Source organism: Dictyobacter sp. Z7_2 (genome assembly GCF_057551105.1).
Window position 1 is genome coordinate 2,054,653 of the sequence record NZ_BAAJPE010000001.1, and the last position, 16,315, is coordinate 2,070,967.

A 16,315-nucleotide genomic window follows, 5' to 3' on the forward strand; every position below is an offset into this window, starting at 1 on the left:
TATCCTCCTTAGCATAGTTTGTTTCGGTCAGGAATACAAGCGTTTTTGAGGGTGATAAGCTCTTCTATAAGAGAGTCTAAGCATAAATTTAAGAGATTAAAATAAGCTTAGTTTACGCTTATGGGAAGAGAAAGCCAGAAAGACACAAGCCACCGAAGGCGGCGGCAAGCGTTAAGAGCACGACCCACCAGTTTTCGCGCATATAGGTGCTCCATGAGATATCAACATCATGGTCTTTAAGGATGCCGAGCCAGAGTAGGGTGGCTAAGGAACCAAACGGCGTCAGTTTGGGGCCTATGTTGGTGCCGATGACAATGGCGTAGATCGCAGTCTGACTGACATGTGCAGCCTTCTGTAACGCCAGGACGCTCACCAGTACCGCTGGCAGATTGTTCACGACGGCCGATAAGATAGCGATAATACCACCAGCAACGAGCGCTCCCGATAGTCCAGAGCGGACCGCCTCGGTTAAGGGATTAACTAAAAAATCAAGCACCTGTGACTCGTATGCAGCAGTAATCACCACGAACATACTGAGCGCATAGATCAGCACAGTCCAGGGAGCTTTGATGACCATGACGCGAGCCGATTGCAATCCTCGCAACTGTACTAAAATCAGCATAGCCAGAGCAATCACGCCCGAGATCAGAGAAAAAGGAACGTGAAATTCATTTCCAACGATATATCCCACGGCAAGGATGCCTAAAGCCCACCAGCTAATCGAGAACATCACCCTATCAACGATGACGCTCTTCGGCTCTTCCAGAACGTTGACATCATAAGATGCGCTGATCTGATGACGAAAACGCAAGGCAAAAGCTCCACCACCAACGATAAAGGCGAAGAGGGTTGGCAAAAGCATCCAGGCGGCAAAGCGCAGGAAGTTGAGCTGATTGGCGTCGGCGATGATGATGTTTGTCAGATTACTGGGGATAAAGATAATACTCATAGCATCGGCAAAGAGGCCGGCGGCAAAAATAAATGGCAGGCGATACGCTTCTCGTGGATAAATCTTTTTCAGGAGTCGAGCAAAGATAGGAGTTAGCATCAGGACAGCACCATCGTTGGCCAGCAAGGCAACCACTCCTAATGTCAGAAGCAGCATCAACCCGTATAAACGCCAGCCCGAGCCTCGCGCCAGGCGGGCCAGAAAGAGCGCCGACCAGTTAAAGAAGCCACTACTATCAAGGGCCTGCGACAGCAAAAATAAAGCGATGAGCGTGATGGTGGCGTCCCAGGTATCTCCAAAGATGGTAATGAGAGAGGCCAGCGAAAGTAGGCCACAGACGATGGCGATGATTGCTCCGATACCTGTAAACCAGGCAATGTCCAGTTTATATGGTCGTACAACGACCAGGATAAGCACGACAACCAGTAAAATACTCGCGACGATCTCATGTACAACTTGCCAGATCATTAAAGTTTTTCTCCATACAATCGTAATTCAGCCATGTCTTGCGCTTGGCGGCTGTCTTAATAATTGTATAGTAGCACGTTTCAACAGCCATGAATTACAGATGCAGTCTCAGAACAATCATGAAGTGGGCAAAAAGCTGGCAAGTGGTTGCGAAAGGATGATGAAGAAAGGCTAAAAAAGATATGTTAAGAGAGCCATCGCGCTTGCATTGATGGCTCATGAGGTTATAGACATGAAGCTATAGTGTCGTTCTACTCTATAGGCTCAGTGATGACAAGATGATTAGTCAGGCAGGGATATGAACTTTACACTAAACTGGTAAAGCGCTCTGTTTTTCCTCTTCCTCTTTTTCTTTCTGGATTTTTTCTTTCTGGACCAGAAGATCTGTATGAGCCGACCGGACAGAAAATATATGATGACCTTTTAAACAATAATATTGCCAATTGCCGCGTCTATCTGTACGGGGGATGGTTTCAGAGTCGATATCGACTAATAATACCCCCAAACCTTTATCATGTGAGCATTGAGCATGTTTCGGTGGCTGTAACTCCATTTTTGTCCTCATTTCTTTGCCCGCTCGCTCTTTCAATCTAGTACTCGTAAGCATTGCCACAATCCTACCTATATATAGAGACGAACAACTAAGCATTATATTCGAATGAAGTACACTAAAAAGAAGCTGTATTAAGAAATTTTAATACCGAACATTTGTTCTATTTTATTCTCATTCTTTAGCCGCTAATACCGCTTTTTTCAAGCTATTTTGACTATTCTTTCAGAGCTCCGGCCGTTATATTAGCAATAAAGTGGCGACTCCCTAAAAAGAAGATCAGTAATAGTGGGAGTGTAGCCATCAATGTACCAGCCATCACCATGCCATAATCGGTACTATAAATGCTATTCAACTGCGACAACGCTACCTGTAAGGTGTATTTCGTGGGATCATTAAGGATAATCAGTGGCCACATATAATCGTTCCAGGCATTCACAAAAGTAAATATGCCGAGAAAGGCCAACGCTGGTCGTAAGATTGGTAACGCCACATGCCAGTAGAGGCGCAGATGTCCGCAGCCATCGATGCATCCGGCATCGACCAGTTCACCGGGAACTGCAGCATGAGCGTACTGACGCATCCAGAAGACGCCAAAGGCCGTCACCGCGCCAGGAATAATCAAAGCTTTAAAGCTACTGACCCAGCCAAGCTGCGCCATTAAGACAAACGAGGGGACAGCCGATAGTTGTGAGGGAATCATCATGCTCCCCAGCAAGAGCACAAACAGGACGTTCTTGCCGCGAAACGCAAATTTTGCGAAGGTAAATCCCGCCAATGAGCAGAAAAACAGTACAAGGATGGTCTGTACCGTCGCCACACAGACAGTATTGAAAAAGGCTCCGAAGAAATCGATGTTGCGCAAAACATTTGTAATGTTCTCAATCAGCGCAGGACCAAAGGTCAATCGGGGCGGATAGGTGAAGATGTCGCTGGAGACGTTGGTGGACATCACAAGCAGCCAATAAAAGGGGAAAAGCGCCAGGGCGCTCCCCAATAGCAAGATGATATGCACCATCAGCTGCTTCGTCAGGCGAGGAAAAAGCATATTAGATCCACCGGCAGGATAGAATCTTAGCATATAAGCAGTCCTATCTTTCTATGTACGCATCCCTGGCCTCTGCACCAGCATCCAATTGAGCAGAGAGAATAACACAATCACCACAAACAATCCCCAGCCAATCGCAGCCCCATAACCAAAATGATAGCCAACAAAAGCTTGCTGATAGAGATACAACACCATCGTCATCCCACCGCCTCCAGGCCCTCCCGTATTGCCTAACAGAACTTGTGGCTCTGTAAAGACCTGCATCCCACTGATCGTCGAAGTAATCACGCTAAAGAGAATCACGGGACGCAGCAAGGGCAGCGTTAGACGCAAGAAGATCTGGCGCGAGGATGCGCCATCGATCCGAGCAGCCTCGTACAAAACCAGCGGGATACTTTGCAAGCCCGTCATAAAAATGATCGCATGATATCCAAGCGAGCGCCAGATGATCATCGAGGCGATAGCAACTTTCATGCCCCATGGAGTACTCAGCCACGCCACATGCGACAAGCCGAGAGAGGTCAGCAGCGCGTTGAGCAGGCCAAACTGAGTACTGAACACGGTCGTGAAGACGATGCCGACCGCTACAATCGAGGTGACATGCGGCAGAAAGAAGGCGATACGATAAAAGCCTGGGAGTTTCACCAGCGGTGAGGCTAACAAGCAAGCCAATACAATGGCGAGACAGATCATCGGTAGCGTCGCCAGAAACCAGATCTCCAGCGTATTGACGATCGCATGCCAGAAGTAGATATCACTGAGCAGATAAGCAAACTGGTTCAGGCCGACAAACGTCATGGGACCAATGCCATCCCACTTCTGGAAGGATAAGTAAAGCGAGAAAGCGAGCGGGAAGAGGCCAAAGATGGCAAAAAGGAGATAAAATGGCGCGACTGACAGATAGCATGGCAATATCCGACGCCATGCATGCGACTGCTTATGTGGCGCTGGCACGGACACAGGCACAGAAGATCCCGGCTGCGCAAGGCTTTCCGACTGTATCTGGATTGGCATCTGACTCACACTACTCATAGTTGATCCTCCCTTCTCCTTTAAAGATCGGTAACGAACGCTAATGAGAGAGTTCCCTCTGAATTTGTGCTTGAGTGGCCTCCCAGGCCGCCTGCGGATTCGCATCCTGCATCTCGACCAGAGTCAATCCGGCCTGTAGATCATTCTGAACAATATCGGTCTGTGGACCAATATAGACGGGCTGAATATGAGTGGCAACGTCGCTGAAGATATCAGTCGTGACCTGACCCCCAAAGAAGGGTTCGGGCTGCGCCAGGCTGACATCATGCAAACTGGCAAGAGTTGAAGGATAGAGGCCGCTATGGCGATAAGAGCTGATCTGGTTCTGAGGACTCGTCAACCATTGCGCGATCGCAAAAGCTTCTTTGGGATGCTGTGAAGCTCTGGTTACAGCCAGGAACGAACCACCCGCATTCCCAGGTCCACCCGGAGCATTGGCAATCCGCCATTTGCCAGCGGTACGTGGTCCAGAATCGATGAGCCAATGCTTCATCCAGACACCGCCGACAAAAGACGCCACGGAGCCGTTACTGATCGCCGCACTCCAATCGGTCGTATATGAGGCTGTCCTGGCGCTGAGATCCTTTTGATGGATGCTGACGGCATACTGCCAGGCTCTCCTGACAGGACCCTGATCACCAATGTAACGATTGGAGGCGTCAAAGAATTGCGTAGAGCTCTGCGACATGACCTGCGTAAACACATTATTAATGGAATCAAACATATGGATGCGACCTGCAGTCGCACGTTGCATCTGCTCGCCCGCCTGAATATAGTCATCCCAGGTTTTTAAGCGCTGCGTCACCTCAGTTGGAGAGGAAGGTAATCTCGCCTGCTGAAACAAATCAGCACGATAAAAAAGGGCGGTGGGACCAGTATCCATGGGAAGAGCCAGCACATGACGATCAGGAGCGACCGCGAGATGCCATTTCCACGGTAGATACTCCTGCTGCAAGTGCGCACTGGCAAGCGTACGAATATCAACGAATTGATCATCATCGGGAAAGTAGGTCGCAATATTCGCGTTGATGCCCGCCAGATCCGGAATATTGGCGTGTCCGGCCAGAGCCGTACGGAGCTTGGTATCGTATCCCCCACCAAGCTTTAACGCTCGGAAGGCGATCTGCGGAAACTGCCTCTCGACACCAGCAAGCAAGCGCTCATCGATAGATTTATTCCAGTACCATAGCGTCACAGCGATCTTCTGACGATTACTTCCAACATCAGCGTATGGAAATAGAGGCGCGACGCCACATCCCAGCAGGACAAACAGAAGCAGGCAGCTGACAGAAACCATCAGGCCAGGTTTGCGCACACATCCCATCTCATATTTCCCTTTTTTGCAAGTCGAGCGAAGCGAAGACACCGTAGCGTCGCACGCTTGCGTGCGATGTCCCAGGAGCTCGTACGAGACAGCAGGCTCTGGCGATCCACGCTGACCTGCCTGACCGTACGTCAAGTGGGACATCGCACGCAAGCGTGCGACGCTACGAGATCTCGCTTCGCTTGACCTCTTAATGAAGCACACTCTTTAATACAATATCGTCTTGGAGGCAGAAAAAAACAAAAAAAACCTGGTCCACCGGAGTAATCCGATGACCAGGGACAAGCCTTATTTTCTCACTAAGACAGACATTAAAGGCTCATGTGCGTCATTCGCCATACCAGGGAGCCGTAAGGGTATGCTCCTTTTCCCTGGGGGAATACGCTACCACGGCGCTAGCTTTCTCGTTCAACTTCACTACCCAGACGTTGTCGGAGAGAGCTTTGAGCTTCTCAGCTTTAACAGCTGGCTCATGCTCTGGCGTGGTGCCATAAAAATCACAGGCGGCCTGGATAACCTCATCAGGGGCTCCAAACTGCGATCGCTTCCAAAAACCGAAAAGGTTCATTGATGTTTCCTTATGAATCTCAAAAAGTCACACCAAGGACCCACATTGCTCAAAAGAACTACACTGATCTAGTAACCTGGCGAACCACATAATTTTTAATTACGGACATTGATGCTTCCCCACTTCCCTACCGGTTCATCCCGGTCCGAGTATACATGGATAAAATACAGGGCATAGCTTCAAAGAAGCGAGGTGGAACTTACATTTTTCCACTCTCATAATAAGGGACGAACCAGCTAAGACAAAGGTCACGGAAAACAGCCTCACTTGCTTGAGCACGAAAAGGTTCAGCTTTTGGCAGGAATCCAAAAATAGTAGCTATGCCTCCCAAAAAGTTGTACAATAGTGATACCACGAAAAACGATACGTGCACAGCTAAAAATGTATAGGCGCCTTCCACTAACATACCACCAGACATTTTCCCGACAATGTGGTCAAGCGAGAAGGCACAATCGGAAGTGGTACCAGAAATATTCCTGTAGAGTCGTCAACTTCTTACGTATTTACGCATTGTAAGGGAGGTTTGGTAGTGAACACATCCGAGCAAAAAACATCATCAACTCACAAAGTCACAGACAAAATCATTCAGATTCTGCGCAAGAATCCCAACATTAGTGACGCTGAGTTGGCAGAGCAAGCAGGACTCAAATCAGAGGCTGCCGCTCGTGGCTGGAGAACAGTTGCCGAGGATACTATGAGGGGCTGGAAGTGGGGCTACTAATTCGTTAAAATTCTTATAGATAACAATCAATGGTGCTGAGGGGAGGACTCTCGCTCCTCTTCAAAAGCACTATGCCATACAAAAAATCGGCGTTCCCAGCAATGGGAGGGCCGCTTTTTTATACCTCCCGACAACAATTTTTTTATACCTCCGATAGCAATGCAAAGCATACACTCATCCAGGAAAAACTCAAGTAGCCACGAAGCATGCTAAAACTCTATAGTACTTCATGACCAACCTTGCAGGAAAAATTGAGGATTGCAAAAACAGACTATAAAGTCACCATGGAAAGCAGCGAAGAAACAACTTCCTGCTCAGACGCTGACAGAAAAAAATAGTCAACCTCGCGGAAGCAAATAAAGTAGCGAGGCAAGCAAACTCAAAAGGGAGAAAGTCATGAATCTAGAGCGCATTAAATATCAGACATGTCCCTACGATCAAGAAGAAGGCATCTTACTGACAGACCTCGAAGAAGTGATTCCTGAAACGGATAACGATGGAAACTTACAGTATTACTGCCCAACGTGCTCAAATACATTTACCTTCTGCGAGTGCGACGATAACTAACAACGCACAGACCAACCACAATCACATCAATCACGATACTTCATTGCTGGCAAACCTCTCATATCAAGAGAGCTGCCAGCATTATCTTTGTCCACAGGAGCCTCTTCCGGGCAGAACCAGCAAAGATCCCACAGAAAAATCAGGATCTGGGCCAAAAACACTGATTTTCCTCAACATTGATCTTGACTAAAAGATTAGGCTATGCTAATATCGTAGTAAGGAAGTCGGATATTAATAGATCCTAACAAAACACACGAAACTCACAGCAAACTACAGGCAATATCGATATTTTGAAATGTAATCAACATCGAAAGATGTTCTGCGTTTGAAGGAGAATTGAGCAATGAAGCAAGTACAGGAAGAAATGACTTGCGCTCTGTGTACAGCAAAACTAAAATGGTGGAATGTGCAATCCTGCATGGACTGTGGGCTATCCGTTTGCAGCAAGCACGCGTGCACCTTGAAGCGACCACATAGCTCAGTCTTACAATCTTATTGTGTTCACTGCTCATTCCGTCACCTCGATGGGATATCACCTCTCGACAACAAAAAGCCCACGATGCTACGCCTCTTATAAAAGACAGCTGCACAATATATAAAGATCGCCTTCAGATGGAAGGCGATCTTTTTTGTCCCAATTTTAATCTGACATTTAGGGCGCATTGAGAAGCTGCTGAGCGACAATATATCCTGATCCACCATTGATACCATGTCCGGGCCAGGTGGCAGCTCCCACCATAAAGAGATTGGGTATGGCTGTAGCATGACTCGGTTGACCAGGCAGCGGTCGGAAAAGATAGCTTTGAGCAAGGTCATGCGCTCCGCCGTATGGATCTCCGGGTCCCTGATTGGGACTAAACTGTGCCAGCGTATCAGGAGTCAGCACCGCATGCCCAATGATAGCGGTGGGAATATTTGGGATATGCTTACTCACAATGTGCAGTACACGCTCAACAAAGCGTTCGGTCAGATCTGGAGTCCACGTGCCATCACCGACATTAATCTGATGCGCAGCATCGCCACGCGGACGGCACGGCACCTCAAGAACCTGGATGCGCATAATAGCTTTACCGGATGGCGCACGGGTCGCATCAAGATTCGTCGGGCAATCGACGGTAAAGGTCGGATTCGCCGGAAGGAGTCCTGCGCTACTCTGAGCAATAGCCAGGGTACATTCATCAAGCCCGGCGGTCAAATGTGGCTGTCCGACCCGGTTAAAGCGCTCATCGGGCCAGCTTGGCGGCTCATCAAGCGCAAGATGAATTTGTACACATCCACGCCCATAACGGAAACGCTGCGCCTGCGCACGCAAGGAAGCATCAACGTCGTGCTCCGCCAGGAGTGAGAGGTAAAGCTGATCTGGATTGGTTGAGGCGATAATGGCTTGTCTGGCCTGAAACTCTTCGTGGCTCGTGGTGCGCACTTTCGAGGCGCGTCCCTGTTCTAAGGAGATCCCGCTGACCTGTGTGTTGGTACGAATCACTCCTCCTTGATCTATGACCAGTTGCGCCAGAGCACGAACAAGCATCTCACTCCCGCCCTCGGGGATGGGCATACCGGCTCCCATCAGTGCCAGGATGACAAGCTTCACCCAGATACCACTCCCAGCCTCGTCGGGCGTACGACCCATGTGCATAACCCATGGCGCCAGCATCGCACGCAATACCGGGGACTGGAAGGGATCAACCACAGTGCGCGCTGTATCAAATAATGAGGCCGCAAAGGTCGAATATCCAGGACGATCGCCAGTGTGCAACAAGCGTGCCAGAATTTCCGTGGCCACAGATGAGGTAAGATCTAGATTGAATAGCCCAAAGACATCATTCACATATGGATTCAGTTCTCCCAGCAGATGAGTAAGCGTTGTGCCATCGCCAGGAGCCAGTCGTTCAGCCTCCGCGATCAACGCCTCAAGTGAACTGGGAAATACAGCTGTCCGACCATCATCTAATGAGACGCCCGTTGGCAGGTCGGTATTTATATAGCGTAGACCTCTCTCGGTTAGAGCACTTCCGAAGTCCGCATAAACAGGTCCAGTGAGAAAAAGGGGATGCGCAGATGAATAGACATCGTGCTTAAAACCGCGTAGTGTCAATTCATCTGTGCGAACCAGGCCACCCGGACGATCATTCTTCTCCAGTATCAGGACACTGCGGCCCGCTCGGGTCAGATAGGCAGCGGTAATAAGCGCGTTATGACCGCTCCCGATAAGAATAACGTCATATGTTTCCATGCTCCAGTTACTCCTCGTTCTGGCGATAGCGTCATCGAATATACAGCGAGTAATATCACTTTTTCTATACGCTTACATCCCTGCCTTTTTGCACCTCTTTTTATGTACAGAGGTTTGAGGGCATAGACAACTTTCCAGATAACGATTAGATCCAGATCTGTAGAGGATGCGCGCTCAAAAGCCGCGTTGACGACGTAACCAGACGGTGGCAAAGTCGATGCCGGGACGTATCTGAAATAGGCGGGACTCCGCCTGTCCAACTTTGCCGATCAGTACGCGATGAGCCTGTTCAAAATCTTGTCCGATAGCGGGAAAGATCTCCGAGTCGATATCGATGTCTTGAAAGCGCTTCCAAACACGTTCTCCGTTCTCGATGATGGGAGCTCCCAACATGACTTTCTGGGCTCCCGGGCAGCGATATTCAGCGAGGTGAAACGATGTGTTGCGGTTGTAATCGACACCGAGGAGTAAAACCCATCCTTCCAGATCATACATGCGAGCTAGCGGGGATTGCTCTCCCAGGCCATATTCAAGCGACTGATCTGCGAGGATCTGGGCAGCATATTTTCCCCAGGCCGCAAATGAGACCTGCGGATGATTACTTCTAAGCACTCCAGGATACGTACGAAAGGTTTCGACGACGGCTCCCATCAAATAAGATGGCGTGATCTCCGGCTGAAATGCAGGCATGGCTGCGTAGATAATATCCCACCAGGCTTGCGGGACCGGCGGATTATGCCAGTTGGCTGGATCTGAATAGTTCCCGGTCTGTGTCGGCATCACGATGGTTCCCGAGGCCGTCACAACATCCATCAACGCCTGGACAAGCGCGACTGGTCCGCCGCTAACCCAGCCAATGGAGCGCAGCGACGAATGGACAATCACGATCATGCCCTGCTTGATACCCAGATTACGCAGATCTCGCGCCAGACTCTGGCGCGTGCACGGCACTGATGTCTCCTGCACAACGCTTTCTTCAGACATAACAATCATCCTCCTTTTTTACCTTGATCAGACTACCACCGCTGACAAGCAAAAGCAAGAAACTCTGTCCCTCCCTTGACAAGCTAAGTAATCTTGACTATAGTAGTAGTGGCTACTACTACTATAAAAAGAGAAGAAAGGTGAGACTTGTGTCAACAGCAACCATCGAAGAGATGAAACGTCTTGGGTTCACAGGAGCTGAAGCTCAGATCTATATCTTTCTGCTCCAGCATACGCTCTCGACCGGCTATGAGATCAGCAAGGGGACAGGCTTGCCACGGGCCAATACGTATCAGGCACTTGAAACCTTGACGGCGAAAGAGCGGGTCACCGCAGTTAGCGCGGATCCAATCCGTTATGCTCCGGTACCTCCAGAGACCCTGCTCAAACGTATCCAGGCCGAGACGATTCAGCGCTGTCAGGAGCTGGAGCAGCAGTTGACGGCTCTCGAACAGCCCGATAGCGTGGGACACTTCTGGGAGTTGAGCGAGCGTGTCCGTATTGAGACGCGTTTACGCGAATTGATCACGCAAGCACAACACCGTGTCGCTGCCAGCCTGTGGGCCGAGGATCTTGAGCGCTTCGCCGATGTCTTGCAAGCGGCCCGCGATCGCGGTTGTACGGTCATTTTGAATCTCTTTGGCACGGCCAGCGCGGATTATGCGCTGATCTATCAGCACGAGGGGCCTGAGCAGGTAGTAGGAGGCCATGTCATCGCGCTTACGATTGACTTTGAGGAGGCTCTGGTGGCATCGCTGGATGCTCCGACGAGCGGCGTGGTGACTCAGAATCGTACTATGGTACGTGTGGTCGAAAAATTAATTCGTAATGAAGCCTATCTGGCTGCGATCTATGAGCAACTTTCACCAGAGTTGGAAGCGACCTTTGGTCCGCATCTGGTACACTTACGCAGTAGCTTGCTGCCCGCCGCCGATGCTGAGCAACTGGTGGCCATTACGACGATGGGATCACAACCAATCAATCTACCATCAAATTTAGAGACAGCAGTGCGCGAAGCATTCAAAGTTGGAGAGGAGTAGCCATTATGGCTGGAACAGTAACTGTAGTTGTGGGGACTCAATGGGGCGACGAAGGCAAAGGCAAACTCGTGGATCTTTTGAGTAGAGATACAGATCTATGCATACGCTTTCAAGGAGGTGGCAATGCAGGCCATACCGTCGTCAATGACTACGGTGAGTTCAAACTCCATCTCATTCCATGCGGTATTTTCAATCCCAATTGTACGTGCATCATGGGAACAGGGACGGCCGTTGACCCACAGGATCTTTTATCTGAATTAGCCACCATCGAGCAAAAGGGAGTCTCAACCGAACACCTGTACGTATCAGATCGTGCGCATGTCGTGATGCCCTATCATATCTTACTGGATAAGGTCGAGGACGAGGCTCGGGGAGCCTATCGCGTCGACACCACAGGACGCGGCATCGGACCGGCGTATACAGATAAAGTGGGACGGATCGGTATCCGCTTCCACGATTTACTCCATCCAGACATCCTGCGCGATAAGCTCACCGCAGTGATGAAGAAGCATAATGCCATCCTCACGCATGTCTACGGACAGCAACCATTCGACATCGAAGAGCTGCTGGCCAAAGCCATCTCCTGGGGAGAGCAGCTCCGACCTCGGATTATCGACACAGTCCCGCTGATGCGCTCCGCCCTGCAAAGCCAGAAAAATATCCTGCTCGAAGGACAATTAAGCGCGATGAAAGATATCGACTGGGGATCATATCCCTTCGTGACCAGTTCATCACCGACCGCTGCCGGAGCCGCCGCCGGAGCCGGTATTCCTCCCAGATATATCAATCAGGTCATCGGAGTCGCTAAAGCCTACAGCTCACAGGTAGGCACAGGTCCAATGCCAACCGAGCTTCAGGACGAGATGGCAGGTCATCTGCGCACGCTGGGTGGGGAGTTCGGAACAACAACAGGACGTCCACGACGAGTAGGCTGGTTTGATGCGGTTGTCACACGCTATGTCACCGAAATTAATGGCTGTACAGGTCTCAACATCACCAAGCTCGATGTGCTGGATACTTTGTCCGAGATCCCAATCTGCACCGCCTACCGCTATCAGGGAGAGCTTATCGAGCACCTACCAGATCCTACTCTGCATGCAAAATGCGAACCTGTCTACGAGATCATGCCCGGCTGGCAACAATCCACAGAAAAGGCCAAAACCCTACAGGATTTACCCGAAAACGCACGCGCTTATCTCGCACGCCTGGCGCAGCTTGTCAATGTGCCGATCCACAGCGTCGGCGTCGGACCCAACCGCGACCAGACACTTATACCCTAAAAACATGAATTCTATCACCCCAAAGTAGCGTCGGACGCTTGCGTACGATGTCCCAGTAGCTCGTACGAGACAGCAGACTCTCGGCGAGCCACGCTGGCGTGCTTGATCATACGTCAAGTGGGACATCGTACGCAAGCGTCCAACGCTACTTTTGGGGTGAATTTAATTTATGTCAGAAAAGAGGACAAAAAGGTGTAACAAGATGTATACTCTTATGTAACAAAAAGTATCATCCAGGGATCTATGGCTGCTTCCCTTTAACTTGCTAATCGCTGGCTTGAGCCCTCAAGAGCCATTCTCTCCCGTGGCAGAGATGAAAAGCATTACAAATACCGAAAGGATAGGAGTAGAGTACATGATGGGGCAGGATGCTGAACAAACTGGAAAGAAGCGGTCAAAACTGCGTGAGGAACGACTACGCCGCCATTGGTCACAGCGCGATCTCGCCGATAGATTAGGAACGACACGGGTAACCATCAGCCGCTGGGAAGCTGGCACAACCTGTCCTAATGCCTATTTTCGCCAACAGATCAGCGAGCTCTTTGACAAGCAAATCGAAGAGTTTAACTTCTTCACCCACAATCTTTCATCTCTGGATGAAACTGACACAGATATGTCAGTTTCAGTAGAAGAAGCGTCCGCAAATACGTCACACATATGGGGGATTCCTTACACACGTAACCCATTCTTTACAGGCCGCGAGGAAGTGTTAAAGCACATTCATGTACTCCTTCATCAAGAACAGGCGGTCACTTTAACACAGTCCTGGGCATTGAGCGGGCTGGGAGGGATCGGCAAGACGCAAACGGCTATCGAGTATGCTTACCGGTATGCACAGGAATATCAGGCCGTTTTCTGGATGACGGCTGAAACACAGGAAAGCCTTCTTTCCAGCCTGATCACGATAGCAGATCTGCTGCACCTGCCAGAAGCACGGGAGCAAGAGCCGATGAGGACCAGAACCGCTATCATGCGTTGGTTGACGTATCATTCCGACTGGTTACTAATCTTAGATAACGTAGAAGACACCGATCTGGTAAAGCAATTTCTGCCACCTACTCAGAAAGGGGCTCTCCTTTTCACTTCTCGTAAGCAGACGCTAGGGACAATGGCACAAACGCTCGATCTAGATCCTCTCACACCGGAAGAAGGTATACGTTTTCTGCTTCATCGCAGTGGGGGGATGCAATCAATATTATCGCAAACCGAGCTTACATCGGCAGATATGGCTGCGGCACGCGCTATAGTCGAAGCAATGGATGGACTTCCATTGGCTCTCGATCAGGCTGGCGCCTATATTGATGAGACTGGCTGTAACCTTGTCCATTACCGTAAACTGTACCAGACACACAGCGCCACACTCCTCAATCGAAGAGGACAGTTCAGAGGAGAGTATCCGCTCTCCATGATGGCGACGCTCTCCCTCTCAGTACAACAGGTCGAGAAGCATTATAAGCCAGCAGCAGACCTGCTCCGCATCTGCGCCTTTATCTCGCCAGATGACATTCCTGAAGAGCTCTTTCTCAGGCAGGATAACGCTCCTCCTCCAATGCTTGAGTCTCTCACCTTTAATCTGCTCCAGTTGGATGAAGTCCTGGCAGTTCTGCGCAGTTACTCGTTGATCAAGCGACATGTAGATCAGGAACTACTCAGCATTCATCGCCTGGTGCAGGCCGCGCTCAAGGCCCAATTAGACCCTCAGGCTTATCACGACTGGGTACAGAAAACGATCTTACTCGTCAACTATGCCTTCCCGATGGTAGAAGTTGTCACAACGTGGTCGAAATGCCAACGCCTGCACACGCATGCCCTGATGTGCGCAACATTGATTAAAGAAGAAAATATTGTCTCGGAGGAAGCCGGACGTTTGCTACATCGCATGGGAGCGTCTCTCTCCGAAAGCGCTCAGTATGAGCAAGCCGAAGCATGTATCAGACAGGGATTAGCCATCCGCCAGCAAATGTTAGGGCCAGAGCATCCTGACGTCGCCGAGAGCCTGAACTATATCGCCGAGCTGGCCTACTTCAAAGGAGATTATCAGCAAGCCGAACGAATTCATAAGCAAGCCCTCCAGATACGGGAACAGAAACTCGGATTAAAGCATCCTGACGTCGCCACCAGCCTGAACAATCTGGCCGGAGCCTATTGGATTCGCGGTCTCTATGAGCAGGCAGAGCCCCTCTATCAAAGAGCATTAGCGATCAGAGAGGAAGTTCTTGGTCAGGATCATCTGGATGTCGCCGAAAGTTTGCAAAATATAGCTTATTTATACTTCGACCAGAAACGCTATCTGGAAGCAGAATCCCTCTATAAACGCTCCCTGGCCATCAGCAAGCAGTTCCTCGGTTCAAAGCATCCCTATCTTGTTACCCTACTCAATAATCTAGGACAACTCTATTTTGCTCAGGAGAGATTTAAAGAAGCAAAAGAACTATATCAGAAAGCACATGCACTCTGCGATCAAGCAATCAACCCTCTCCATCCTTATCATGCCCTCACACTGCGCAATCTGGCCGATCTAGCTTTCGCCGAGGGCGATACAGCTCAGGCCGAAATATGGTATCAACAAGCACTACACGTTCGCACAGTGGTGTTTGGACTACAACATCCTCGCACCGCACAAAGCCAACACGATCTGGCCGTCTTATATCAAACGGAGAAGCGCGGCTCACTCGCATTACCTCTCTATAAACAAGCCCTCGCCGTCCGTGAAAAGACGTTCGGCCCAGATCATCCTGACACCATAGAAACACGCAAGCGCTATCAACAGGTACTTTCATCGGAAGAAGCAGAAAAATATACAAGATAGCTCAGGGCTAGAACGCGCTCAAGCACAAAATTGTGTCGTCACGAGATTTGAAATGGAGAATTAGACCTTGTTGTTTTGATGCATCTGCAACCATTGTACTGCGATGAGCGTCTTCGCGTCACGAATCTCGCCACGCTTGAGAACATCCCATAATTCGTCAAACGAGAGCGCTACCAGTTCAATGTCTTCATGCTCAGAGACCAGACCGCCGCCTGCTGAAACGCGGTCCGCGTCGCGCACTTCGGCATAATACAGATAGATGCGTTCCGACGTTCCTCCAGGCGATACATAAAAGGTGGCGATAGGCGTGAGATCACTAACCTGATAGCCAATCTCCTCATGAATCTCCCGCTTCATAGCCTCCTCGGGTTGCTCATGGCCATCGATCATTCCCGCCACCACTTCATGCAGCCATCCTGGACCCTTTTCAAGCGTGGGATAACGAAATTGATTGATGAGCAGCACTTTTTGTGTATCAAGATTGACAACCAGAGCCGCGACCGCATCGCCACGCTCAAAAATCAAGCGGCGTACAGGATCGCTGAGTTGACCATCAAAACGTCGAAAACGGAGATGGATCTCCTCGATCTTAAAAAAATCATCAAATACCAGACGCTTATCAATAATATCGACTTTTTTATCCATGATTATTTATATCCTCCACCACAGTCGTGTTCACTTTTGCTTTAACTTTTTGTGTTCAGATTATCAAAATTATAGCATATACGCTTACCATCGCATC

The 16,315-nt window shown here is 49.8% G+C and carries 14 protein-coding genes; 5 read left to right on the plus strand and 9 right to left on the minus strand.

What is annotated here, in order from left to right:
* Positions 1 to 118: 118 nt before the first annotated feature.
* The 6 genes from AC27N8_RS08145 to AC27N8_RS08170 all read right to left on the minus strand — a co-directional run bounded on the left by AC27N8_RS08145 (position 119) and on the right by AC27N8_RS08170 (position 5,939).
* Entirely contained in the window at positions 119 to 1,417 is a 1,299-nt protein-coding gene (locus tag AC27N8_RS08145; protein ID WP_487065792.1) for an ArsB/NhaD family transporter, read from the minus strand.
* A 310-nt stretch (positions 1,418 to 1,727) separates the two neighbouring features.
* Positions 1,728 to 1,970, minus strand: coding sequence for a hypothetical protein (locus tag AC27N8_RS08150; protein ID WP_487065794.1), 243 nt, complete (start codon positions 1,968 to 1,970; stop codon positions 1,728 to 1,730).
* A 214-nt stretch (positions 1,971 to 2,184) separates the two neighbouring features.
* Positions 2,185 to 3,048: a carbohydrate ABC transporter permease gene (locus AC27N8_RS08155; protein WP_487065796.1), complete on the minus strand. Its 864-nt coding sequence runs from the start codon at positions 3,046 to 3,048 to the stop codon at positions 2,185 to 2,187.
* 18 nt (positions 3,049 to 3,066) lie between these two features.
* Positions 3,067 to 4,047: a carbohydrate ABC transporter permease gene (locus AC27N8_RS08160; protein WP_487065798.1), complete on the minus strand. Its 981-nt coding sequence runs from the start codon at positions 4,045 to 4,047 to the stop codon at positions 3,067 to 3,069.
* Positions 4,048 to 4,087: 40 nt separating this feature from the next.
* A complete protein-coding gene (locus tag AC27N8_RS08165) occupies positions 4,088 to 5,515 on the minus strand; it encodes an ABC transporter substrate-binding protein (RefSeq protein ID WP_487065800.1) in 1,428 nt (475 codons plus the stop codon).
* Between the two features lie 184 nt (positions 5,516 to 5,699).
* Positions 5,700 to 5,939, minus strand: a complete 240-nt coding sequence (locus tag AC27N8_RS08170; RefSeq protein ID WP_487065802.1) for a hypothetical protein — start codon at positions 5,937 to 5,939, stop codon at positions 5,700 to 5,702.
* Positions 5,940 to 6,468: 529 nt separating this feature from the next.
* Here AC27N8_RS08170 and AC27N8_RS08175 point away from each other — a divergent pair.
* Together AC27N8_RS08175 and AC27N8_RS08180 are read left to right on the plus strand one after the other, a co-directional pair.
* On the plus strand, positions 6,469 to 6,660 hold the full coding sequence (locus AC27N8_RS08175) for an AsnC family protein (protein WP_487065804.1): 192 nt from the start codon (positions 6,469 to 6,471) through the stop codon (positions 6,658 to 6,660).
* Between the two features lie 396 nt (positions 6,661 to 7,056).
* The gene (locus AC27N8_RS08180) at positions 7,057 to 7,227 is read left to right on the plus strand and encodes a hypothetical protein (RefSeq protein ID WP_487065806.1); all 171 of its coding nucleotides are present in this window, start codon (positions 7,057 to 7,059) and stop codon (positions 7,225 to 7,227) included.
* A 652-nt stretch (positions 7,228 to 7,879) separates the two neighbouring features.
* Here AC27N8_RS08180 and AC27N8_RS08185 read toward each other — a convergent pair.
* Positions 7,880 to 9,460: a phytoene desaturase family protein gene (locus AC27N8_RS08185; RefSeq protein ID WP_487065808.1), complete on the minus strand. Its 1,581-nt coding sequence runs from the start codon at positions 9,458 to 9,460 to the stop codon at positions 7,880 to 7,882.
* A gap of 174 nt (positions 9,461 to 9,634) precedes the next feature.
* Positions 9,635 to 10,444 (minus strand): AAC(3) family N-acetyltransferase, encoded by an 810-nt coding sequence (locus tag AC27N8_RS08190; protein WP_487065810.1) that lies wholly within the window; start codon positions 10,442 to 10,444, stop codon positions 9,635 to 9,637.
* Positions 10,445 to 10,593: 149 nt separating this feature from the next.
* Between AC27N8_RS08190 and AC27N8_RS08195 the strand changes: the two genes are divergently transcribed.
* The 3 genes from AC27N8_RS08195 (at position 10,594) to fxsT (ending at position 15,573) form a co-directional block, all read left to right on the plus strand.
* Complete coding sequence (locus AC27N8_RS08195) at positions 10,594 to 11,484, plus strand: TrmB family transcriptional regulator (RefSeq protein WP_487065812.1); 891 nt, start codon at positions 10,594 to 10,596, stop codon at positions 11,482 to 11,484.
* 5 nt (positions 11,485 to 11,489) lie between these two features.
* Positions 11,490 to 12,764, plus strand: coding sequence for an adenylosuccinate synthase (locus tag AC27N8_RS08200; RefSeq protein ID WP_487065814.1), 1,275 nt, complete (start codon positions 11,490 to 11,492; stop codon positions 12,762 to 12,764).
* A gap of 355 nt (positions 12,765 to 13,119) precedes the next feature.
* Entirely contained in the window at positions 13,120 to 15,573 is a 2,454-nt protein-coding gene (fxsT, locus tag AC27N8_RS08205; protein ID WP_487065816.1) for an FxSxx-COOH system tetratricopeptide repeat protein, read from the plus strand.
* A gap of 60 nt (positions 15,574 to 15,633) precedes the next feature.
* Here the strand turns inward: fxsT and AC27N8_RS08210 are convergent, their stop codons facing one another.
* Positions 15,634 to 16,218 carry an NUDIX domain-containing protein gene (locus AC27N8_RS08210; RefSeq protein ID WP_487065818.1) on the minus strand — a complete coding sequence of 195 codons (585 nt, stop codon included), beginning with the start codon at positions 16,216 to 16,218 and terminating at the stop codon, positions 15,634 to 15,636.
* Positions 16,219 to 16,315: the final 97 nt, after the last annotated feature.

What these genes read in the sequence shown, in the direction of transcription:
- AC27N8_RS08160 (WP_487065798.1), bottom strand. Translation starts at nt 4,047, where the DNA reads ATGAGTAGTGTGAGTCAGATGCCAATCCAGATACAGTCGGAAAGCCTT.
- AC27N8_RS08170 (WP_487065802.1), bottom strand. Translation starts at nt 5,939, where the DNA reads ATGAACCTTTTCGGTTTTTGGAAGCGATCGCAGTTTGGAGCCCCTGAT.
- AC27N8_RS08200 (WP_487065814.1), top strand. Translation starts at nt 11,490, where the DNA reads ATGGCTGGAACAGTAACTGTAGTTGTGGGGACTCAATGGGGCGACGAA.
- AC27N8_RS08165 (WP_487065800.1), bottom strand. Translation starts at nt 5,515, where the DNA reads ATGTCCCACTTGACGTACGGTCAGGCAGGTCAGCGTGGATCGCCAGAG.
- AC27N8_RS08145 (WP_487065792.1), bottom strand. Translation starts at nt 1,417, where the DNA reads ATGATCTGGCAAGTTGTACATGAGATCGTCGCGAGTATTTTACTGGTT.
- AC27N8_RS08150 (WP_487065794.1), bottom strand. Translation starts at nt 1,970, where the DNA reads ATGGAGTTACAGCCACCGAAACATGCTCAATGCTCACATGATAAAGGT.
- AC27N8_RS08155 (WP_487065796.1), bottom strand. Translation starts at nt 3,048, where the DNA reads ATGCTAAGATTCTATCCTGCCGGTGGATCTAATATGCTTTTTCCTCGC.
- AC27N8_RS08185 (WP_487065808.1), bottom strand. Translation starts at nt 9,460, where the DNA reads ATGGAAACATATGACGTTATTCTTATCGGGAGCGGTCATAACGCGCTT.
- AC27N8_RS08190 (WP_487065810.1), bottom strand. Translation starts at nt 10,444, where the DNA reads ATGTCTGAAGAAAGCGTTGTGCAGGAGACATCAGTGCCGTGCACGCGC.
- AC27N8_RS08210 (WP_487065818.1), bottom strand. Translation starts at nt 16,218, where the DNA reads ATGGATAAAAAAGTCGATATTATTGATAAGCGTCTGGTATTTGATGAT.
- AC27N8_RS08180 (WP_487065806.1), top strand. Translation starts at nt 7,057, where the DNA reads ATGAATCTAGAGCGCATTAAATATCAGACATGTCCCTACGATCAAGAA.
- fxsT (WP_487065816.1), top strand. Translation starts at nt 13,120, where the DNA reads ATGATGGGGCAGGATGCTGAACAAACTGGAAAGAAGCGGTCAAAACTG.